Consider the following 21425-nt stretch of genomic DNA (forward strand, 5'->3'; position numbering starts at 1 on the left):
CTCCGGTTCTGCCGACGTTCTGCGTGTTTTGAGTCCACGGACTGCAGAGGCGGGGCTTTTGTGGGGGGGGGATTTCGGCAAAGGCCATATGTGTTTTTCCCTTCCGGCGTGTGGGGGCCGGAAGTCGTCTTCTCTCCTCATAGTGCAGGACTCCTGCTTCGCGCGAACGACAACATATTCATGGACGAGGCGTTTCCCCCGGAAGAGCGGAGAGGTAGGCACGGATATGCGTTCCGGCGATGAAAGCGGAATTTTGAGGGGGAAGAAATGGAAAAAAGTTTGACCGGTCGTATTTTTATGCCGGATCTGTTTGGTGAAAGCGTCGTCCGCTTCCCGGAGGAGAGGAGATGCGGCCGGAGAGAAAACTTTTCCCCTTCAGGTTCGGCAGTCTGTGTGCAGTTTTGGAAGAAGCGCAATGGATATTGCCTGTAAAGAGTTGGATTTGTCAAACTGTTGTCATGCCCGGAGGATCTTTTTTTCCTGGGCGGAAGAGTGCTGAAGGCATGTTGTCTGTTGCCTGTACGAGAGCCTTTGGGAGGGGCCGAAGGGGATACTTCCGCCTCGGCTTCAAGGGACAGCGTGTAGGCGCCTTCCGCATGTCGCATGGAATCATGCCGCTGTTTCCGCATAAGATACCTGGAGCTTTTTCATGCCGGCATAAGATGGAAGCAGAAACATCAAGAATAGGTCAGGGATTCAAACTCTGCGAAAACTTTTGCATAATACTTTTGAAGATGGGGAGAAGCCGTAGAAAATTCTTTAACTTACGCTATTGTCAAAGAATGCTGTAAGAGAAATATTCTTTTTTGCTAGTAGGTATGTTATTAAAAGATGCCCCTTTGATTCGGAAGCGTCGTGCCGGGAGGCGACGCCTTGGATTGCCGCCGCGGAGGAAGCGTTTTTCTGCGGGCGTACTTCGTATTCCATATTTTAAGGATAAGGAGCAGCCAGACCGGCAACGTGTCATAATCTCCCAAGCGGAAAAGTTTTTCCTGTATCAGACTGCTTGTCGGTTCCGGGGGAGGATGGAGCGTACTGTTATCTGGTCTCATATCGCGCAGGTTGCTGGAATTTCCCCCTGGGGCATGGCGGAGAGCTGCGTTTCATCACGGCATAGTTCACAGCCGGGATATGCTGCACGCAGGACTTGAAGAATACATCCGCAATAACCTTGCAGGGCACGGCGATTCTTGTCGGCAGCGAAGACATGGAAGATGGGCCGCAGGAAATGGTGGAAGAGGCAGAGAAGACGGGAGTTACGCTTTTCATGCCGTTCCGGCTCAAGTCCATTGATGTGACGAAGGCTATAGGTGTCCTTATCGTACGCAACAGGCCGGAGCGCGGGATGGCGCCTTTCCGGGCAGCTTCTCCGAGCTCTTGAAGCGGAAGTGCCCGAACTCATGCGGAGCGTGATCCTCTTGTAGACGGTCTCAGGATTTTTTGCGTTGTCTGCATATTCGCCCTGTGTTCAGCAGAGCAGGGCGAATACGCCCATGTCATGGAGTGCCGTCAATGCCATATACATTCCTCCTGCTCCGCCACGATGGGGAAAATCTACACCATGCCCGGGGGCGACAGGGACATCTGTCTGGTCATGGCCGCCTCGGAGAAAAAGGCGGAAGATGCGCTCGCCTGTCTTGAGCCTCAGCTTGTGCACGACAGGGAGAACAACGTCGCCCTGCTTTTCGCGCTCAGGGGCTATTTCTGTGTAACGGCAATATTGCCCGTACGGCACAATATATCTTCGTGCGCCGCACACGCTGCCGTATCGTCTGAAACAGATACGGCGTTGAAGAAGGCAAGCCCGCCAGCTTCATGGTGATGAACGCAAGGAGCGGGACGAGGCCATCTGCAATCGTGATTCCTGCCTGTTGCGCAACGGCGAGCTTCTCTTCAAACCCACGCCCGAGGTGATCGTCACCGACAAGCCCATGCGGAAGGGACAAACCGCCTTCAGCTTCTGCTCGGCGTTGTCGATAAGAAAAGCGGTCCGCTTCTCCGAGATGGACCGCTTTTCTTATCGGAGAACCGGACGAACCGCTTTGGAATGGAAACGGAGCCGGAAGCCTGCCCTGCGCAGTCGGAAGAACTGCGGTATGGTTTTTCATGGCTTATGCCGTGAAGACGAAAGGCATATAAGGGAGGGGGCATCTCCGTCGGGGAAAGAAACGGAGAAGGAAAAGCCCGGCATCTGCGGGCACGACGGAACAGGGAGAGATGACGGGAGGGCTGGTATGTATTAATATCCGTATTTGACGTTATGAAAAAAAATGGCTAACAAACGCACGGATATTAATGATACTCTTAAGGATGCAGTAACAGGATGAATACTGTTTTCTTTTCTCCGAAATCAGGGAGGGAACATGTTTCATACCTCGAAAGATGAACATGTACATGCTCCCTTTTCTCCCGGCTTTTTCCTTTACAATAACGGGATGTTTTTTCTCGACGAGAAGGCAAAGAGCATTTTCGATTCCGTACTTGGCAGAATATCCCGGGACAAATTTCTGTCCATGCTGGATGCCGATGCGCATTCCCTTTTTTTGAAGATATTAAAAAGTGAAGAATTTGGGAATGTTGTCATTATCAATGCTCTGACGGGCAATAACGGAGCAGTAAAGCCGGTCCTCATTCAGGGCGCCGTCCTTGACCGTAATGAAGAGGGAGGGGCCGTATCTTTTTCCGGGTACTGTGCAGAGGTGAAGAACGAGTTTTCCGTTCCAAGAATATACAATGCCGCCGAAATCGGTCTGTGGGAATGGGACGGCGTATCGGGCAAGTGCAATTTTTGCAGGGATTACCACCGAATGCTGGGATATGACTGGCCTAGGGAAAGTCTGCCCGACAGTTTTGAGGGCTGGAAAAAGCTTGTTCACCCGGAAGATGTGGAAGCCGTTCTTTTTCAGGAAAAACTGTCCAGAGATCAGCGTGCAGGCGACAAGTTTGAATGTTTCATCAGACTCAGACATAAAAACGGAGAGTATATCTGGACCATCGGAAAGGGTTTTGTCGCCCAGCGGGATCATCTCGGAAGAGCGATATCCATACGAGGCACCAACCAGAATATCGATATCGTGCAGAAAAACTGTGAGAAAACTTTGGAAAGAAGCTTTCGTGACTATCTTACCAACTGCTATAACAGAACATTTTTTAAAGAATACTGGGAAAAAGTGACGACGGATGGCGGATGGCCCATCAGTTTTCTGTATGTGGATATCTGCGGTTTGAAGATGGTGAACGATCTGCTGGGGCATGACGTCGGCGACAAAATGATTCTTCGTCTGGTCAACATCATGGAATCCGTCATTCAGATGTCGAAGTATATCATAAGGATGGGAGGAGATGAATTTTTAGTTGTTCTTCCCGAGTGCGGCATGGAACTTATTGCCGAGTGCGAGAAGAATTTAAATAAATATATGAAATTTAAAAATGAAGGAAAGGACATTCCGGTAGTGTTTTCCGTCGGCTCTTCTTCCTTGTATGGAAAGGAAGATTCTCTGGAAGATGCGATTCATGCCGCAGAAAGAAGAATGCAGAGGCATAAGGAAGTAACACGCAGGGAAGATTTACTTTTTTTGAAATCATATATTGAAGCGGTCAAGAATACGGAAGTTGCGTATCAGGATTCCCGGCTGTATCCGGTGAAAAACGGAACCTGATCTGACTGTTTTTCCATACATGGCATGTGGAGCATTGCGTTCCCGCTGAGACGACACGGCTCCGGGCGTGGGGAGGGCGCGGAAGCCCATATCTCCGGTGCGGCGGGAAAGGATAGACCGCAGTCGTTTTTTGGGGGCGCTTTTTTGAGGGGCGGATTTCCGTGCCTGCCGAGGGCTCGGCAGGGAGGAACTTTTTCTGAAAAGCCGGACAGCGCAGGGCATTGCGGAAAAAAGCAGAAGGAGAATGTCTTGACAGCAGAAGCCGGATGTTTACTTTCCTCCCACACCTTTTGCATTTTTTGTAAGGAGTCTGATCCATGAAGATCACCACGAAGAATATTCTGGAAGGCGTGGTCACCGCCGTGAAGGCCGGCGCCGTCAACGACGAGATTTCCATCGAACTCAAGGGGGGGCTGAAAATGTCCGCCATTGTGACCAGCGCGAGCACGGAAACCCTCGGTCTCAGGCCCGGCAGGGAAGTGGTCGCCATGGTCAAGGGCGTGAACGTGCTTCTTGCCCGTGATATGGACGGCTATGTGTTCTCCTCCCGCAATATGCTGCCCGGCACGGTGAAGGCCGTGAAGAAGGGGCAGATCATGGCCAGCGTGGTTGTGGAACTGGATAACGGCGACCGCCTGACTTCCGTGTGCACGGTGGACAGCGCCGACGACGCGGGAATTGCCGAAGGCGTGCGCGTGCAGGCCGCCATCAAGGCCCCGCATGTGATTCTTGCCGCCAGGGCATAAGCTTTTGCCGCCCCCTTCGTGGGGGAAGAGCCGTATTGCGAACATACCCGGCACAGAGCTGAAGGCTGTGCCGGGTATGTTTTTTGTTAAGACCTTCAGGCAGTTGAGGGAGCGGAAGCGACCGAAACAGAAAACCACCCGCTAAGCGGGTGGAACACAAAACGGTTATACCTGAAAAAACACCTTTTCGATAAGACGGAGTTGTTCAGGCTCCCGTCCACATTGAAAAGGTGCTTTTTTATGGCGAAAGAACAAAATCTGGCACATACGAAATGTCTGTGTAGGTACCATATTGTCTTCACTTCCAAGTATAGGAGAAAAGTAATTTATGGGCAATACCGTGAGGAAACAGGAAAAATAATACGACAGCTTTGTAATTACAAGATAATTGAAATTATTGAGAGACATATGATGATAGACCATGTGCATATGCTTGTCATGATACCGCTAAAGTATGCGATATCATCGGTTATGGGGTATATAAAGGGTAAAAGTTCTCTGATGATTTTTGATAAATTTTCCCAACTGAAATACCGGTATGGCAATTGGATATTCTGGAGCGTGGGATATTACGTCAGCACAGCAGGTTTGAACGAAGCAACAATCAGGAAATATATACGGGAGCAGGATAGAGAATATATCATGCTCGATAAGAGGACGAGCAGGGAATATACGGATCCGTTCAGTTCAAAGCAAGGAAAGCTCCTTTAGGAGCAGGCTACGAGTCAAAGTACATGAGGGCTTGAACTGTTGAAAAAAACAGGGCGCCGACCAGAGAAGTTCAAGCCGGCGCTCTTAAAGTGCGAGTAAGTAACAAGCCCTTACAGGGCTGGACAAGCCACCCGTTTTACGGGTGGTCCTGATGAAGCCGGAATCATGCGTTCTAAAAGCAGGCATGAGCGGCCTGCGGGGTACCATCCGTCTTTTCCGCCGCAGACGTCTTGCCCGAAACCGGACTTTTCCGAAAAGCTGAGGGCAGAAGTGTTGAAAATTTTGTCTCCGTCAGATCACGGCGTGGAGAAGGCATGAAACGGGGCGGAACCCGCAGGCGGGGAGGAAAAGGTTATGGTATTATTTTATGATATCAGTAAATTAGATGAAATTTTATAAAATGTTTCGCGCTTGAAAAAAAGAATGTTTTCTCGGGAAAAAAAGAGAGTCCGTTTCCTTTTTTCGTCGTGACGATCGGAAAAGGATGCTGAAGTTGTGCCGGTGGAAAAAACTATAACATATTGGTATCTATAAAAATAGAGCGGGATTTTCAACGCTGGAAACCGCCGGAAAAGGAAAGGGCCTGCCCGGAACGGTCGGAAAAAGAGCAGGGAAAAAGGAGTGTAAAAATTTTTTTATTCTAATAAAAATAATACAATAGCAATATTTTTTATTATCTTTTTATAATTTTATTAACATTTTATTATCAAAGCTTGTTGCAGTGTCGTCCCATGGAAAAAGAGGGATTTTCCATACGGTTTCATCGACCAACTTTTTTCAAAGGAATGACAAAATGAAAAAGCTTACCACGCTTCTTCTGGCCGCCGGCATGGTGTTTGCCGCGTCCGCTCCCGCTTCCGCCGTTGATGTGAAGATGGACGGCTCCTATCTGTTCCAGTTCACCCAGGGCGCCGGCGCCTCCTTCGACAACAGCAAGTTCGATAAGGAAATGCAGATGGTCCGCATCGGCATGACCTTCTCCGTTTCCGAACAGCTCTCCGGCTACATCCAGACCCACAGCAAGTGGGACTGGGGCCGCACTGAAACCAGCCTCGGCGGCGCTGACGGTCTCGGCACTCATCCCGACATGTACCTCCGTCAGGCCTACATCGACTGGCTCATCCCCAGCACCGATGTGAAGGTTCGCATGGGTCGTCAGCTCCTCGCCCTGCCCGCCCTTGCCAACGGCAAGAACGTGGCTCTGTGGTGGTCTGATCCCGCCGACGGCATCGCCATCGACGCTACCGTGACCGACTGGCTGTCCCTGTCCGCCTGGTGGGCCCGTTACAGCCGTACCGCCGCTGGCGCCGGCTACACCAACGCCTACGACACCGCCGGCTCCAACGCCGCCGACGTGTTCGCCCTGGCTGCCGACTTCACCTACTTCGACGGCTTCCGCTTCCAGCCCTTCTTCGCCTTCGCCGCTCAGGGTGACAACACCATGAACGACTCCGCCAACGGCACCGCCAACGCGCTGCTGCCCAAGGGCGCCGATATTGAAAACAACACCTACTGGGTCGGCTTCACCGGCACCATGACCTATTTCGACCCCTTCCAGGCGAAGCTCGGCTTCATGTACGGCGATCGTGACTTCAAGAGCAGCACCGGCGAACCCAGCCAGCACGGCTACTTCATGGACGCCACCGTGTCCTACAAGACCGCTTACGGTACTCCTGAACTGCTCGCCTTCTACGGCTCCGGCGACGATGACGACGTGCAGTACGCCTATCAGGAAAACATGCCTTCTCTGGTCGGCCGCTTCAAGGGTTCCTACGGCTTCTTCAACGGTTCCGGTCTTGAAGACAACAACCTCCAGAACAACCACACCGGTATGGGCGTCTGGGGCCTCCGCGCTGCCTGGAAGAACATCTCCTTCATCGAAGATCTCTCCCACGAAGTGGCTGTGATGTACGCTCAGGGTACCAACGATGCCAAGAACAAGGCCTTCGGTATCGCTCCCCACAAGTACATGACCACTGAAGACTCCGTGATCGAACTCGACTTCAGCACCACCTACAACATCTACAAGAACCTGACCGCTTACCTCGAAGCCGCCTATGTGTTCGAAGACTTCGACAACGGTGGCAAGTATCGTCAGTCTTCTTATGAAGATGCCTGGAAGGTTGCTCTCCAGTTCGAATACAAGTTCTAATTCGGTGCGGGCCTGGCCCGTGCTGGACTGAACCGCCTTGCACGGGAGAGGACGCAAGTCCTCTCCCGTTTTTCATTTGTGTTGTCCTTTGCCGCAAAGGTAACAGGGGGTGCCGTTTCACGCATTTTCCTTTGCTCTGGTCTGGCTGAACAACTGATGGATGTCTACATCCAGAGCCATGGCCAGCTTTTCCAGCGTAGCCAGCTTGCAGGTGGCTATTCTTCCATCCCTCGCGCGGGCGATGGTGTCGGGCGCCACCTTGGAAAGAAACTGCAGGTCCTCATAGGTCAGGTTCTTGCTTTTCATGATGGTTCCGAGATTGCTGACTATCGGCATGATGGTCCTCCATGTGGCGTGATGCGCCGGTTGGGAAAATCTTGACGGATACTTGGCTATAGCCTAGTTTTTCATCTGTCCTCTGTCTCAGCGAAGGGCTGTCCGTTTTGTCTGGCAATGGTTCAGCATGGTTCCAGTCATCATTGTTTTTCTGCCCATACAACATACGATCGAGAGCTGATCTATGCTGCACAGCCTGAAAAAACAGCTTTCTGTTTTTGATCTTCGTCTGCTTATCGCCACTTCCGATACGCCGACCATGAAGAATATATTCGCGTACCTGGAGCCTATGGGGTATCAGCTCGACAGTGCCGCAAGCAGCGACGAGGTGCGCAACTGTCTGAAAACTTCCTCCTATGACGCGCTTATTCTCGATTCGCAGCTGAGCGATCAGAACGGGATTCCCCTCTATACCTGTCTGCGCATGGAACATCTGGCGAGTCCCATCATTCTGCTGACTCCTGATACCACCATGGAAAATCTGCCCCGGTACCTGAACAGCGGTGCTGACGATATCGTGATCAGTCCGCTGCATCTTCTGGAGCTGGAAGCGAGGGTGCTGGCTTCCATACGTCTTTCCAAGGCGCATCTTGTTTCGAGCAAATTGAGCTGGGCGGGCATAGAGCTTGATTCCCATGCTCATACCGTGACATGCGACGGCAAAAATCTGCATTTGCCGCCCATGGCCTTCACGCTGCTTGCCAGACTCATGAAGTCCGCGCCCAACGTGGTAACCCGGAGTGAGCTTCAGAACGAACTCTACGGTGATACTCCTCCCAGCAGCGATGCGTTGCGGACCTATATTCACATCCTGCGCAGCCGTCTGGAAAAGGAAAACAAGCCCATTCTGAAAACGGTACCCCGGGTAGGGTTCCGTCTGGTGCCCATGCCTTAGCGTTCTGCGTTGTATGGAAGCGTGCGACAGATACGTTTTCTCTTGCGTTACCTTGTTTTTTGACGATATGCCTCCGGTATGCTCTGCTTTGCCGTCCGGCCGGGAGTTTCGGACGGAAATCGTTCCGCGTTTGCGGTGAAGGCAGGTTGAGGTTGCTTCACATAAAGGGAATGCGTCTCCTCCTTCGGGCGTGGATGAACAGAAGCCATGACGTTCCGCCTGCGGGATGCGGATATCCCCCGCGGGCTTTTTTAATCGTATGTCGGGAGCACTCTCACGAAAGAGAGGACTCCCGACTTTTTGTATCTGAATGAATGATAATAAATATCCGTTCTTTGATTCCTTGTTGTTTTTATCCCATGCACAGAATCATGCCTGCAACACGGCGCATATCGACGCAGTATGACTTTTGCATGGATGTGTTAAAAACGCAGGTTATATGTTTTTCCGTCATGAAACACAGACTATTGGGGAATATATCTTTTTTTCAAGGCCTGTCAAAACTTTGACAGCATTTGTAAGATTTTTTTCATTTTGTTACAGAATATTTTTACTATGGAAAAGGCGTTGTTCCGGCCGTCTTTTTAAGAGCCGAGAGAGGGGGGATGTTTCCCGGAGGATTTCCGAATGTTGTTCGTGCCGGAAACTCCCCACTATGCGGGGAGCAAAAAGGCGATGCTTTAAATACGTTAAAAAGGTTTCTTTATGAGATAACCGGTCGTCTCGACTGGAAATCCATACACAAAGTAACCCGATGATGAAGGACCGGAGTTTTAGGCTCAGGACTCATTAGTTGCCAAAAGGGTAAGAAGTTCTTATTGTCGGCATAGGGAGGATGCCATGAAAGAACTTTTTTATCTTTCTCATGAACAGATTGCTCGTATCAAACGCTACTTTCCTCGTTCCCATGGCATTCCGAGAGTCGATGACAGGCGTGTCGTCAGCGGCATTATCTATGTCATCAAGCACGGCCTGCAATGGAAAGATGCCCCGCGCGAGTATGGACCATACAAAACTCTCTACAATCGTTTTATCCGCTGGAGCCGATTGGGTGTCTTTAACAGGATTTTTGCGGAGCTTGTTGAGCAAAACGGCTCCACAACACGCTTGATGATTGATACCACACATCTCAAGGCACACAGGACAGCAGCAAGTTTGCTGAAAAAAGGGGCCTTTCCCGATGTATCGGACGCACAAAAGGCGGCCTGAATTCAAAACTCCACGCTGTCTGCAATGCCTTCGGTCAACCGTTGGCCTTCCATCTGTCCGGCGGTCAGGTGAGCGACTACAAAGGCGCTGCTGTCCTGCTTGATACTCTGCCGCAGGCCGGGGAGCTTCTGGCGGATAGAGGCTATGATGCCGACTGGTTTCGTCATGCCTTGTCCCGTAAAGGAATCACGCCGTGTATTCCCGGCAGACACAGCCGGAAAACTCCGGTGGCCTATGACAAGGAGGTTTATAAGCAGCGGCACAAGATAGAAATCATGTTCGGCCGACTCAAGGATTGGCGNGACTACAAAGGCGCTGCTGTCCTGCTTGATACTCTGCCGCAGGCCGGGGAGCTTCTGGCGGATAGAGGCTATGATGCCGACTGGTTTCGTCATGCCTTGTCCCGTAAAGGAATCACGCCGTGTATTCCTGGCAGACACAGCCGGAAAACTCCGGTGGTCTATGACAAGGAGGTTTATAAGCAGCGGCACAAGATAGAAATCATGTTCGGCCGACTCAAGGATTGGCGCAGAATAGCCACGCGTTATGACCGTTGTGCCCACACGTTCTTTTCGGCCATTTGTCTCGCTGCCATTGTCATCTTTTATATTTAATGAGTCCTGAACCTAGTCATGCCCGTTGGAACTGCAAGTATTTCATTGTTGTTTTCACCGAATTCCCGGTGCGGGCGAATATGCGGCAGGCACCGCAGAGTCACAGGAGACACGCTGAGAAAACTGTGTGACTCCAAAGGGATAGAGGCCGGGGAAGCAAAGGCGGGGGGAATCATATTCCTATGAGCGTCAGGATTCCGCGGAAGTACAGCGCGGAGCAGCTCATGGGAATTGGAAAAAACATCCCTGATGTTCTTCGGGCAGTTCCCCTATCTGCGCCATGAGTTCGGGAATCGACATTGCTGTGCACCGGTTGCGTTGCCGGTACGGTGGGAGTGGGGGAAGCGACCATCGTCAGGGAAGTGCGGGAACAGGAAGAGAGGGACAGAATAACCGGCCGGGACCGTCTGTCAGGCCCCGGCAGGCAGGAAACAGGCATTCGACTGGAGTCGAATCAGGGTCGTCTTAGGAGGGCAGTCGGGGAGAGTTCCCTGAAGGGGCGGTCCTGAATTTTGAAAAGAGAACGGAGCGCTTGATAAAGAGATGTTGAGAAAGCGTCGCCCGGGCTTCCGTACGCAGGGGAAACGATGCCGTGTGGGAAGGCATGGCGGCGAGGTGCCGAAAAGCCGGGACAACCGTAATACGGATGGCCCGGTCAGTCCTATTCGGGCTGTTCCTTCCTCGCGCCTTAAGGACGCCGGACGGAACTTTTCAGGTCGACGCTCTTTCTTCTTTCAAGTCACTATTTGACGCGCAGCCTGCGCCTTAAGGTCTTTCTCCGCTTCCGGTGGAACGGTTCGCATATTCCCTGCAGGTTCTCTTATCGAACATGATATCTTCTCCATCCTGTTCCCGTATATCTTTTCTGATTGTCCCTTTGTTCAAGCCAGTCGTGCCGACAATATCCAACACTCAAGAATTTTTATTGTCATCCTTGTATTTCCATTGGGAAAATCTATCAAAAATCATCAGGGAGCTTTCACCCTTTGTATAACCCATAGCTGACGACGCATACTTCGGCGATATCATTACAATCTTATGTACATGATCCGGCATCATACTTCCCTCACTTGTTTCAATTTCCTTATAGCTGCAAATCTGCCGAATTATTTTTCCTGTTTTTCACGGTATTGCCCATAAATCATTTTTTTTCTCTGCTTCGGAGTGAAGACCATATGGTGTTTACACAGCTTTTCGCATGTGCCAGATGTGGTTTCTTCGCCATGAAAAATACCTTTTCGATGGGGAGGCGAGTCTGAACAACGCCGTCTTATCGAAAAGGTATTTCGTATATATCACTGTTGGGGGTCCCGCCTGGCGGGGGGCTGTTTCGGTCGTTTTCGCTCCCACGGCTGAAGGCATAAAAACTGCGGGAAGCGCCTTGCTGCATGTTGTGTCGCAAGGCGTTTCCCGCGTGTTCTACCAGGAGAGGGATATGAGGAACGAGCTGGGGGAGAACCCCGGTGCGTCTTTTCGTATGCCTTTTTCCAGCCGGAAACCGTGCAGGGCGGCGATACGCGTCATGATGGAGAGGCCGAGGCCGCTGCCCGTCTTTTCCTGTCCGGGAGGCCGGAAGAAGCGTTCCCCGAGGCGAGCGGCGTATTCTTCGGGCAGGGGGCGGCAGTCGTTCTGTACGACAAGCCTTTCGTGCTCCAGCGTTATGCGCACAAGGCCGCCGTCCGGCGTATAGGATGCGGCGTTTTCCAGAATATTGCGCAGCAGCATGGAAAGAAGCGCGCTGTTGCCCTGTACGGAGGCGTTCAGCGTAGTGATGTTTGATTCCAGAATGATGCCGCGTTCTTCCAGCTTCGACCGGTACTGGGGAAGCATTTCTTCCAGGAGCGCGGCCCAGTCGACGCGGGAACGGGGCATGGCGTCGCCGTTGCCGGAGAGGCTCTGAGCTTCCAGCCGGGAGAGGGCGAGTATCTGCTCCATGAGCCGGGCGCAGCGGTCTATGCCCTGACGGAGCAAGGCCAGCGATTCCCGCCTTGTTGCTTCATCAATACCGGGCCGGGCCGCCACCTGCGCCTGAATGCGAAGCCCCGCGAGGGGCGTACGCAGCTCATGCGCCGCATCGGAAATGAAGGCCCGTTCCCGTTGCAGCATACCTTCCGTCCGGGCGAAGAAGTCGTTCAGCGCTTCTGCCATGGGCAGTACTTCGGAGGGAAGGCGGCTTGTATCGAGCGGCGTGTTTTCCTCCGGTATGCGGGCATGAAGTGCGGCGGCCATATCGCGCAGGGGGGCAAGTTCCCGCGTGAGCAGAAGAAAGAGTCCGGCGAGCAGAACGGGAAGCAGAAGAAGCCAGGGCATGATCTGTTCTTCCAGCATTTCGAGAGCCATGTCCGTACGGTAGTCGAGCTCCTGCCCTACGGCGACGACATGGTGCCCGGTTACGGAATTCATCCATACGATACGCCATGTTTTGCCGTGCCCGAGAAGGGGCATGTCCACAAAACCGCGCCGTACGGCTTCAAAAGGGAATCTCTGCCCCGCTTCTCCGTGACTCATCAGCGTTTTTCCGTCCGGGGAATATACGGCGAGGCTGATGGCCTCCTCTTCCACCTCGCCGAAGGCGTGCTTGTCCACGCCGGGAAGCATTTCCTTCATTTTCGGCATGTCGGAACCGGAGAAGGAAAGATCGGCCGTGGCGAGCAGCCGGGCTACAAGCATCTGCCGGGAGTCGAAGAATTCGTCGATGTATTCACGGCAGGCCAGCCAGGCGAAAAGCGCGGCCGCCGCCCATGCCGTAACCATGAACAGGGAAAAGAAGACGCTCAGGCGCAGCCGGAGGCTTCGCTTGCTTGCAGGCAGGGCAAGAAAGCGATGCCACAGCGTACGGACCCGGTGAAGGAGCGGGAGAATCATGCCGGGAGCGGCGTCGTACGCCCGCACGGCCGCGCGGCGGAGCCATGCTCCTGCCGGGAGGAAGATGCTTTTCAGGGCGGAGAGGTCGGGCTTTTTCATAAGCATCCTTGGCAAGGAGAAGGGGGGACGGAGATTTCCGTTGCCGCCTCATGGAGGCGATGCGGAAACGGTCTGCAACGCTCCGGCGCAGGCGGCCGCGCGGCGTTTCCGCTGTTTCTGTTTTCCGTGCCTCTGCACGGGCGAGGCATCCGCGGCCATGCGTTCCGGCATGATGCAGCCCGTTCAGGCGTCTGCCGCATAACGGGCGCGGAAGAAGCAAAAGCCCCGGGCGATTGCGGCGGACAGGACTCCTTGTCCGCTTCCGGCAAAAGGCCGGCGGCTCTTCAGGCATCTCCCAGCGTATAGCCTACGGAATGCACGGTCTTGATGAAGTCCGTTCCCAGTTTTCGGCGTATGCGGTGCACCAGCACTTCCACGGAGTTGCTGCTTACCTCTTCGCCCCAGGGATAGATTTTTTCCTCGATGGCGCTTTTGGAAAGCACGCTCTGCCGGTTGAGAAGCAGAAGTTCCACCAGCATGACTTCCTTCTGCCCCAGGGCCACGGGTCTGCCGTCCTGGGAAACCGTTCTGGTGAGGGGATCGAAGCTGACGGAGCCGTGGGAAAGGCTGTGGGAGGATACGCCGTGCCTTCTCCTCACAAGAGCGCGCAGTCGGGCCGCCACCTCGTCCAGATCGAAGGGTTTGCCGAGATAGTCGTCGGCCCCGAGGTTCAGTCCTTCCACGCGCTGGCTTATGGCATCCCTTGCGGTAAGAATGAGCACCGGCACGTCGGAGCCTCTGGCACGCCATGCGCGCAGGATGTCCAGCCCGTCCATGCCGGGCAGGCCGAGATCGAGAACGGCCGCGTCGTACGTTGCCGAGAAAAGGGCCTCCATGCCCAGAGTCCCTTCCTTGAACCAGTCTGTGGCAAAGCCCAGGGCGGTAAGGCCCGCCCTGAGCCCGTTGCCTATGAGAGCATCGTCTTCAACAAGAAGCACACGCATGTTTTCGCCCCGCAGGCACAGTCCCGCCCGGGGCGGGGCATGGCCGGGTTATCTTTTGATGAGCCGGTCCACGTCGATGTCCAGCTTGTTCCAGTCCTTGTCCACTTCTCCGTAGATTTCCACAAGATCGTTGGGGCCTACGGTCTGGCCCTGCCAGCGCTTGTGGTCGATATCCACGTTGACGGTACCGGTATCGTCCTTGAACAGGTAGTGCTCTCCGCCGAGATGCTGGACGATGTAGCCTCTGAGGGTGACGTGGGTGTCGTCGCGCATATTTTTGGCCTGTTCCACCGTGGTCACCGAGGGGCCGGGGCCGGTATAGCCGCCAGCGTGGACGGGAGCATTGTTCTGGATGTAGCCTCCGCCGCCGTTGTTGGCAAGGGCGTTCGCCGCCCCCAGAGTGAGCAGAAGGGCGAGGGAAGCCGTGAGGGCCGCGGGAACAAGGGAGAATCTGCGGGAAGGACGGGTGACGGGAGAGAGACGGCTGATTTCGATGTTATGAGTCATGGTTGCCTCCATAGGGCTGAGGTGTTTTCGTTTTCCGGGAAAAGCCCGGAGCGGGGGACGCGTTCATGGGGAGCGTCTGCTCCCGGAAGAGAGGAGCTTTGCTTCTCTCTTCCTGTGAGGTCAGTTAACTACGCCGAGCTTACGCCTTCCTTACATGCGGAAAGTTTTTTCTGAGAATTTTCCCGTGAGTCTGATATTTCTGCTTCTGCCGTGGAAAGGCTGCGTAGGGCCGCCTTTCATCAGGCCGCGTTTTTTCTTTCGGCAGCAGCATATCCGCCTGCCGGATGACGTGTTGTCGGAAACCATGTTTTCTTCCCTTGCGAAAAGGGAGTGCCTGCTGATTCGGTGAACGCAAATGGGGGAGAAAAAAGACCGGCCCGGGGGTGACGGGCCGGTAAGGGCGGAGTGGAAAGGGCCGGGGAAAATGGCCCCCGCCCTGAGAGGGCGGCGAAGCGCGGCGTGCAGAGCTTCACCGCCGCAGGTCATGGAGCCGGAAAAAACGACGCGCAGGGAATCCGGGCCGGGACGCGAGGCCGTACGGAGCCGGTTCGCTTTTTTCGTCGGCGTTACGGAGAGCCGTATCCTCGGAAAGCGGCTTCTGCGGCCAGCGTGTTCAGCCCGCCATGGGACAGAAGCGGGGAAGGCCGAAAATGCGGGCCGCGGCTGCGCCGGAAATGCCGAAGAAGAGTACGGGCCGGCCGATGTCCACAAAGTTGACGAAGGTGCCGTTGCAGAGCGTGCTGCCCGTGCAGAGCACAAGGTCGGGCCATTCCAGCACGGCGTCGCGGTAGCTTTTCTCTCCGTGCTCTATGGTGATGCCGGAACGGATGCTGCCCACGAACTGCGGATTCATGTCCAGCACACGCAGGGAAAATTCCTGAGAGAGGCGGGCGGTGAGAGCGGGCTGATAGCCTGCCAGCGTGATGCGGGGATGATGGAAATGCCCGCGTATATAGGCGGCGCAGGCCTCGGCGCAGGCTTCCAGTTCGTTGTTGCGGCAATGGACGGTGCGGTCGATATCGCCGGTGAAGCGCATGACGGCGTTGAGCGTGGCGACAAGAAGTCCCCTGCTGTGGGGGTCGTTTTCCGGGTCGAGCGCCAGAATTTCCGCAAGCGTGCCGCTGAAGTCGGCGGGGGCGTCGGTAAAGGCCTGCCCCAGAGCTTCGCCGAAGCGGGCCTGAAGCATGATTTCCTTGCCCGCGAGGATAGGATAATCCTTACGCACGGTGTTGCCGATGGCCTCTTCCGGGGAGAGACCGCGACTTTTCAGGATAATGGGGCTTTCATCCAGATGATGCAGCCGCATCAGGTTTTCCAGTTCCTGCCTGAGACGACGGTACAGTTCCTGCGTGGTCATGCGTCCTCCAGTCCGAGAAAGGTATTGAGCTCGGCATCGCCGCTGCGGGTGAAAAGTTCCTGAGCCGAACGGATACAGAGCATCCTGCCTCGGGCCATGATGCCTATGCGCGAGGCCAGCAGTTGCGCCTCCCTGAAATCGTGGGTGACGAAGAGCACCGCGCAGTGGAACTTTTGGGGTATGCTCCCTATTTCTTCATACAGGCTTTTTCTTGTGGCCGGATCGAGGGAGGAAAAGGGTTCGTCGAGAAGGAGCAGGCGGGGATTCAGCACCAGCGCGCGGGCCAGCGCGACGCGTTGCTTTTCCCCGCCGCTCAGGGTTTGAGGATATTCCTCAAGAATATGGTCGATGGAGAGAAGGGAGGAGATTTCCCTTACCTTTTCTTCCTGCTCCGCGCGGCTTCTGCGGCGTACTCTGAGGCCGTAGGTGATGTTTTTTTCCACGGTCATGTGGGGAAAGAGCGCGTAATCCTGATAGACGAAGCCGATGCGTCGTTCCGTGAGGGGGATGTCCTGTACGGGAGCGCCGTAGAGCAGCACCCGTCCTCTTTCCGGGGTGTAGAATCCTGCGGCCGATTCCAGCAGCAGCGTCTTGCCCGCGCCCGTACGGCCGAGCACGGCGAATATTTCCCCTTCTTCCACGGAAAAGGAAATGTCGCGCATGTGCATGTTGCCTCGCGTGAGGCAGAAGGATTCGAAGGCGAGGGGAGTCGTCACCAGGCGCCGTCCTCCATGCGGCTTGCCGCACGGCGCTGCAGCAGGGTGGTCATGAGAAGCGCCGTGCCGGAAATGATGAGCAGAATGATGGCTGCGGCCATGGCCATGCCGTTATCGCCGGTACTGATGTTGAGGTAGATGCTTGCGGGCAGGGTTTCCGTTTTCATGCGCGTGACGCCCACGAGCATGAGCGTGGCCCCGAATTCCCCTATGGCGCGAGACCATGTAAGGATGGCCGCCATGAGTATGGAATTGCGGCACAGAGGCAGCGTGATGGTGCAGAACCTCTGCCAGCGGGAAGCTCCCAGCGTGCCGGCGATGAATTCCAGCCTGCCGTCCATTTCCTCAAGCGCCGTGCGCATGAGCCGTATCACGAAGGGAATGTTGACGATCCACTGAGCCATGACGATGCCCGCAGGTTCGAAGATGACCCGTATGCCGAACGTCTTGAGAAGTCTTCCCGCCTCGGAGGAAAACATCATGAGCAGGCACAGACCGAGCACCAGATAGGGCAGGGAAAGGGGCAGTTCCAGCACCAGGCGGCAGAGGTTGCGCAGCGGCATACGGCATCGGGCCAGCGCGTAGGCGCAGGGAATGCCCACCGCGAAGCACAGCAGGGTGGAAATGGTGGAGGTGACGAGGCTCAGCCGGATGGAGAAGAGCACTTCCTGCGAACGGAGCGCCCCGGGCAGAAAGGGCAGGCCTCCTATGATGATGGTGCACAGCGAGGCGGTGAGGAAAATCACCGTGACGAAGGCGACGCACAGGCTTGCGCCGTCGAAGAAAGACAGATTCCGTTTCATGGCGCGACCGGGGCGTCCGCATCATGCCCGGGCATTGCGGACGGAAAATGAGGGGGAGAAGGGCGCGCTGGGCGCCCCGTATGTCAGTTCAGCACCACATAGCCGTGCTTTTCCCAGATGGCCTTTGCCTCGCCGGAAGAAAGGAAATCCAGAAAGAGCTTCTGCCCTTCGGGATTGGTGGAAACGGAGAGCGTGGCGGCGGGAATGGTCTTCACATAGGCGTCCATGGCGGGATCGGCGAGAATGTCCATGGCGGCCGTCACGTTTTCCTTCCACACGATGACGGCGTCGCATTCGCCCACGTTCAGCGCATTGAAGATGGAGGGCGCGGTCACGCCGCGGCTCACCACGTTGACCTTGCCCGTGAGGCCTGCGTCGGCAAGGGCCTTGTCCGCAATCTTGCCTATGGGCGTGGCCTTGGCGTCGCCGAGCACCACGCGAAGATCGCTTCTGCCCAGATCACGGATGCCGGAAATCTTTTTGGGGTTGCCTTTGGCTACGGCCAGCACGGGAATGTGCTTTACGAGATCGCGCGTTGCGGCCACATATTTTTTCACGGGCCGGAGTTCTTCCGCCGCACCGGCGATGAAGAAGTCGCCTTCCTGCGCGGTATTGATCTGCGACTGTATCTGACCGGCGTTGGCGTAGGTCACTTCCATCGGGACCTGCGTCTTTTGGGTGAAGGCGGCGGCTATTTCGCCGAAGGGTCTGGTCATGCCCGCGCCGCAGTACACATGCAGGGCCTTTTCCGCCAGAGCGGAAGAAGGAATCATGAAAGCCAGGGCCGCTGCAACACAAAGGAAGAGGGGAAATCTTTTCATGGGATTCTCCACGCCGCGCACATGCGCGATTCCGGTGTTGCTCACAGACGAAAACAACGGAACCAGAATACCGGCATGATGCGGGCATGGTTCAAGGCAGCGTTTTCTTTCCATGCCCGGAGGGGCATTCAGGGAGGCGGGGCCGTTTCCAGCGCCCACCCTGTGAGCAGAAACTCAGGTCGGAGGGGCATGGCGTTTTGCTGTAGCCGGACCGACTCGAAAACTTATCTTTTGAAATAGAACAAGCATGATTTCCTTGTCAAGCGGGTGGAGAAAAACAGCCTGCTTGTCGCGCATGACGGAGGGAGAAAAGACCGGGGATTCAGCCTGGTTTCGGAAAGCGCTCCTTCAGGCGCCGGCGGACGGGAAGAGAAGACGGAAGGCACGGGTTAAAAAACAAGGCCGCCCTGTGCGGCGCAGCGGAATGCGTTTTCGCGGGGCGGCTTTTCAGAGCGCAGAGAAAGGCCCTGAGGGGGAGAAAGGAGCAATGCGGGTTCAGCGCAGGCCGAGGATTCCGCTGAGTTTTTCCGTAAGCTCCCGGGCGTTCTGTTCCAGCGGGCCGGAGTTGTCGAGGCGTATCCAGTCCGAAGCGGAATCCTCTCCGGGAATGGGCATGAAGGCGGCCCTGAGCCTCTCCTCCAGCGCCTCGCCGGATTCCCTGCCGCGTTTCACGAGTCTTTCGCGCAGGACGGCGGCGGGCACGGTGACGAGCACGGGCAGAAGATCGGGGTAACGGCGCAGGGCCTGGGGAAAGGCCGCGCGGGAACCGTTGACGATGAGGGAAACGCCGCAGGCAAGCGCCGTATCCGTGCTTGCCGCTATGCCGTACAGGTAGCCGTGGCTGGCCCAGTGCAGGGAAAAGTATCCCTGTTCTTCAAGACTTTTGAAATATTCCGGGCTGACGGGAATGTGACGTTCTCCGCCTGCGGCGGCGGGCCTTGTGATGTAACGCCTCGGAAAGGCCACGGGCAGGCCGCAGAACGTCTGGCGCAGCGCGTCGAGCAGCGAGTCCTTTCCCGCGCCGGAAGGCCCCATGACATAGACGAGCCTGCCGCGCATCAGAACACCCTTGCCCCTTCGCGCCATACGTTGCGCACTACGGGCACTCCTTCCATGGTGTGCACGCGCACAAGGTCGGCACGCAGCCCTTCGGCTATGCACCCCCTGTCGTCGAGGCCCACGGCTTCGGCGGGGTGGGAGGAGACCAGGCTCACGGCTTCCGGCAGAGGCATGACGCCGCGCTCATGCAGGGCGAAGACCGCGCTGATGAGGCTGATGGGCACATAGTCCGAGGAGAGCGCGCCGAGATACCCTTCCCGTGCGACGGTTTCCGCCGAGACGTTCCCGGAATGAGAACCGCCGCGCACGATGTTGGGCGCGCCCATGAGAACCGTCATGCCGTTTTCCGCGGCGTGGCGGGCGGCTTCCTCCGTGGTGGGGAATTCGCTGATGCGTATGCCGTTGGCAAGAGCTTCGTTCACATGTTCCACCAGCGTGTCGTCGTGGCTGGCCATGGGCAGGTGGCGTTCGCGGCAGAAGGCCATGACCGAGGCCGCGTTGCCGTCCGCGCAGGAATCCCGCCGTGCCCTGAGTTCGTCCACCATTTTTTTAAACTCGTCGTCCGTCCACGATACGGTGTTGCTGTAGTAGGTGCGGTAGCTTTCGGTATTGCGCCACTGACGCTGACCGGGGGTGTGGTCCATGAGGGAAACCAGGTGCAGGCCGGGATTGTCGGAAAGGGGGAAGAACAGCTCCTGCATCCGCGGGTCCGCGACCTCACAGCGCAGATGCAGCAGATGTTCCGCGCGCAGCTGTCCGCTTTCGCGGCAGTGGTTGAGCGCTTCCACGGCCTCGCCGAGCATGGCGATACGGCCCTTGTCATGATATTCGCCCACGGAAAGCGCGTCAAATACCGTCGTGATGCCCGAGGCCACGATCTGCGCATCATGGGCGAAGAAGGCCGATTCCGGCTGAGGCCAGACTACCTTGGGGCGGGGCAGGATATGCTTTTCCAGGTTGTCGGTATGAAGTTCCACAAGGCCGGGGAGAAGGTAGTCGCCTTCCATGTCCACGGCGTCTTCCCGGCGGGAGAGAAAGGGGGTTCCCTCTTCCACGGCGGCGATGCGGCCGTCGCGGACAAGGACATGACCGCTGATGACGTCGTGTTCCGTAACGACGTTGCAGTTGTAGAAAAGCTGTTCTTTCATGAGGATAATCCTTTTTCGGAAGGGAAGCTCAGTCGTTTTCGCCGGGGCGGCTCATGATCACCGAGCGGTGGGCCACGGCGCGCCGCGTGTCGTCGTCGTGGAAGATGCCCACCACGGCGCAGCCGCGTTCGCACGCTTCATGGATGAGTTCGACGACGACTTTCCGGTTCATGGCGTCGAGGGAGGCGGTGGGTTCGTCGAGCAGAAGGATGGGCGTGGGGCGGCAGAAGCCCCTTGCAATGTTCACCCGCTGCTGTTCGCCGCCGGAGAAGGTGGCGGGCGCGAGATCCCAGAGTCGTTCGGGAAGGTTCAGCCGCCGCAGCAGGTCGCGCGCCCGGCGCAGGGCCTTTTCTTCCCCGCAGCCTGCGGCAAGCAGGGGTTCCGCCACAAGGTCGAGGGTGGAAACGCGGGGAATGACGCGGAGAAACTGGCTGACATAGCTTATGCATTCGCGGCGCAGGCGGCTTACCTGCCGGGGAGAGGCGGAGGCTATGTCCGTTTCCCCGTCGCGGCAGCGCACGAGAATGCTGCCCGAGGAAGGCAGATAATTGCCGTACAGGGCCTTGAGCATGGTGGACTTGCCCGAACCGGAAGGACCGTACAGGGCCACGCATTCCCCGGCGTTCACATGAAAGCTCACGTTTCTGAGCGCCTCGATGCGCGTGCCGCCCTGCTGATGCAGGATGAATTCCTTGCACAGATTGCGGACTTCGATGACCGGAAGGACGTCGTGCGCGGCCGTCTCCTTGGCGGAAGCGGAAAGAGTATTGCTTGTCGTATTCAT

The 21425-nt window shown here is 55.9% G+C and carries 18 protein-coding genes, 2 pseudogenes and 1 riboswitch; of the genes and pseudogenes, 8 read left to right on the forward strand and 12 right to left on the reverse strand.

All coding sequences use genetic code 11. The annotated features are described in order from the left end of the window. The first annotated feature begins 1543 nt into the window (after positions 1–1543). The 5 genes from CZ345_RS17000 to CZ345_RS04145 all read left to right on the forward strand — a co-directional run bounded on the left by CZ345_RS17000 (position 1544) and on the right by CZ345_RS04145 (position 7268). A complete protein-coding gene (locus CZ345_RS17000) occupies positions 1544–1822 on the forward strand; it encodes a hypothetical protein (protein ID WP_162274926.1) in 279 nt (92 codons plus the stop codon). Positions 1823–2363: 541 nt separating this feature from the next. Then, complete coding sequence (locus CZ345_RS04130) at positions 2364–3659, forward strand: sensor domain-containing diguanylate cyclase (RefSeq protein WP_077071934.1); 1296 nt, start codon at positions 2364–2366, stop codon at positions 3657–3659. Positions 3660–3976: 317 nt separating this feature from the next. Further along, positions 3977–4405: a TOBE domain-containing protein gene (locus CZ345_RS04135; protein ID WP_077071935.1), complete on the forward strand. Its 429-nt coding sequence runs from the start codon at positions 3977–3979 to the stop codon at positions 4403–4405. A 240-nt stretch (positions 4406–4645) separates the two neighbouring features. Continuing rightward, entirely contained in the window at positions 4646–5116 is a 471-nt protein-coding gene (tnpA, locus tag CZ345_RS04140) for an IS200/IS605 family transposase (RefSeq protein WP_077071937.1), read from the forward strand. A 793-nt stretch (positions 5117–5909) separates the two neighbouring features. Continuing rightward, complete coding sequence (locus CZ345_RS04145; RefSeq protein ID WP_077071938.1) at positions 5910–7268, forward strand: outer membrane homotrimeric porin; 1359 nt, start codon at positions 5910–5912, stop codon at positions 7266–7268. Between the two features lie 117 nt (positions 7269–7385). On the opposite strand, the gene CZ345_RS04150 is transcribed toward CZ345_RS04145, so the two are convergent. Beyond that, entirely contained in the window at positions 7386–7604 is a 219-nt protein-coding gene (locus CZ345_RS04150; RefSeq protein WP_077071939.1) for a helix-turn-helix domain-containing protein, read from the reverse strand. A 184-nt stretch (positions 7605–7788) separates the two neighbouring features. Here CZ345_RS04150 and CZ345_RS04155 point away from each other — a divergent pair, with 184 nt between their 5' ends. The 3 genes and pseudogenes from CZ345_RS04155 to CZ345_RS17010 all read left to right on the forward strand — a co-directional run. Next, positions 7789–8499, forward strand: coding sequence for a response regulator transcription factor (locus CZ345_RS04155; protein WP_083717121.1), 711 nt, complete (start codon positions 7789–7791; stop codon positions 8497–8499). A gap of 840 nt (positions 8500–9339) precedes the next feature. Beyond that, positions 9340–10007, forward strand: a pseudogene (locus CZ345_RS17325) (IS5 family transposase); the annotation flags it as partial. Between the two features lie 3 nt (positions 10008–10010). After that, positions 10011–10322 (forward strand): annotated as a pseudogene (locus tag CZ345_RS17010) (transposase); the annotation flags it as partial. Between the two features lie 912 nt (positions 10323–11234). On the opposite strand, the gene CZ345_RS17330 reads toward CZ345_RS17010, so the two are convergent. The 11 genes from CZ345_RS17330 to phnL all read right to left on the reverse strand — a co-directional run bounded on the left by CZ345_RS17330 (position 11235) and on the right by phnL (position 21425). Continuing rightward, complete coding sequence (locus tag CZ345_RS17330; RefSeq protein WP_420538660.1) at positions 11235–11432, reverse strand: transposase; 198 nt, start codon at positions 11430–11432, stop codon at positions 11235–11237. A 309-nt stretch (positions 11433–11741) separates the two neighbouring features. Next, positions 11742–13286 (reverse strand): histidine kinase dimerization/phospho-acceptor domain-containing protein, encoded by a 1545-nt coding sequence (locus CZ345_RS04180; protein ID WP_162274927.1) that lies wholly within the window; start codon positions 13284–13286, stop codon positions 11742–11744. Between the two features lie 284 nt (positions 13287–13570). Next, positions 13571–14230: a response regulator gene (locus CZ345_RS04185; RefSeq protein WP_077071941.1), complete on the reverse strand. Its 660-nt coding sequence runs from the start codon at positions 14228–14230 to the stop codon at positions 13571–13573. Positions 14231–14278: 48 nt separating this feature from the next. Next, positions 14279–14737 carry a NirD/YgiW/YdeI family stress tolerance protein gene (locus CZ345_RS04190; RefSeq protein ID WP_083717124.1) on the reverse strand — a complete coding sequence of 153 codons (459 nt, stop codon included), beginning with the start codon at positions 14735–14737 and terminating at the stop codon, positions 14279–14281. Positions 14738–15350: 613 nt separating this feature from the next. Continuing rightward, positions 15351–16094 (reverse strand): Rossmann-like domain-containing protein, encoded by a 744-nt coding sequence (locus CZ345_RS04200; protein WP_077071943.1) that lies wholly within the window; start codon positions 16092–16094, stop codon positions 15351–15353. Further along, positions 16091–16810, reverse strand: a complete 720-nt coding sequence (locus CZ345_RS04205; RefSeq protein WP_204224213.1) for an ATP-binding cassette domain-containing protein — start codon at positions 16808–16810, stop codon at positions 16091–16093. Before CZ345_RS04205 ends, CZ345_RS04200 begins: the two co-directional genes overlap by 4 nt. Then, positions 16807–17613 (reverse strand): ABC transporter permease, encoded by an 807-nt coding sequence (locus CZ345_RS04210; protein WP_077071944.1) that lies wholly within the window; start codon positions 17611–17613, stop codon positions 16807–16809. The genes CZ345_RS04205 and CZ345_RS04210 overlap by 4 nt, the downstream gene beginning before the upstream one ends. A gap of 83 nt (positions 17614–17696) precedes the next feature. Further along, entirely contained in the window at positions 17697–18434 is a 738-nt protein-coding gene (locus CZ345_RS04215) for a substrate-binding domain-containing protein (protein ID WP_077072010.1), read from the reverse strand. A gap of 87 nt (positions 18435–18521) precedes the next feature. Further along, positions 18522–18668, reverse strand: a riboswitch (molybdenum cofactor riboswitch). 261 nt (positions 18669–18929) lie between these two features. After that, complete coding sequence (gene phnN / locus CZ345_RS04220) at positions 18930–19493, reverse strand: phosphonate metabolism protein/1,5-bisphosphokinase (PRPP-forming) PhnN (protein WP_077071945.1); 564 nt, start codon at positions 19491–19493, stop codon at positions 18930–18932. Continuing rightward, the gene (locus CZ345_RS04225; protein ID WP_077071946.1) at positions 19493–20641 is read right to left on the reverse strand and encodes an alpha-D-ribose 1-methylphosphonate 5-triphosphate diphosphatase; all 1149 of its coding nucleotides are present in this window, start codon (positions 20639–20641) and stop codon (positions 19493–19495) included. The genes phnN and CZ345_RS04225 overlap by 1 nt, the downstream gene beginning before the upstream one ends. A 28-nt stretch (positions 20642–20669) precedes the next feature. After that, entirely contained in the window at positions 20670–21425 is a 756-nt protein-coding gene (gene phnL / locus CZ345_RS04230; RefSeq protein ID WP_162274930.1) for a phosphonate C-P lyase system protein PhnL, read from the reverse strand.

The sequence above is a fragment of the Mailhella massiliensis genome (assembly GCF_900155525.1).
GTDB classification, from domain to species: domain Bacteria; phylum Desulfobacterota; class Desulfovibrionia; order Desulfovibrionales; family Desulfovibrionaceae; genus Mailhella; species Mailhella massiliensis.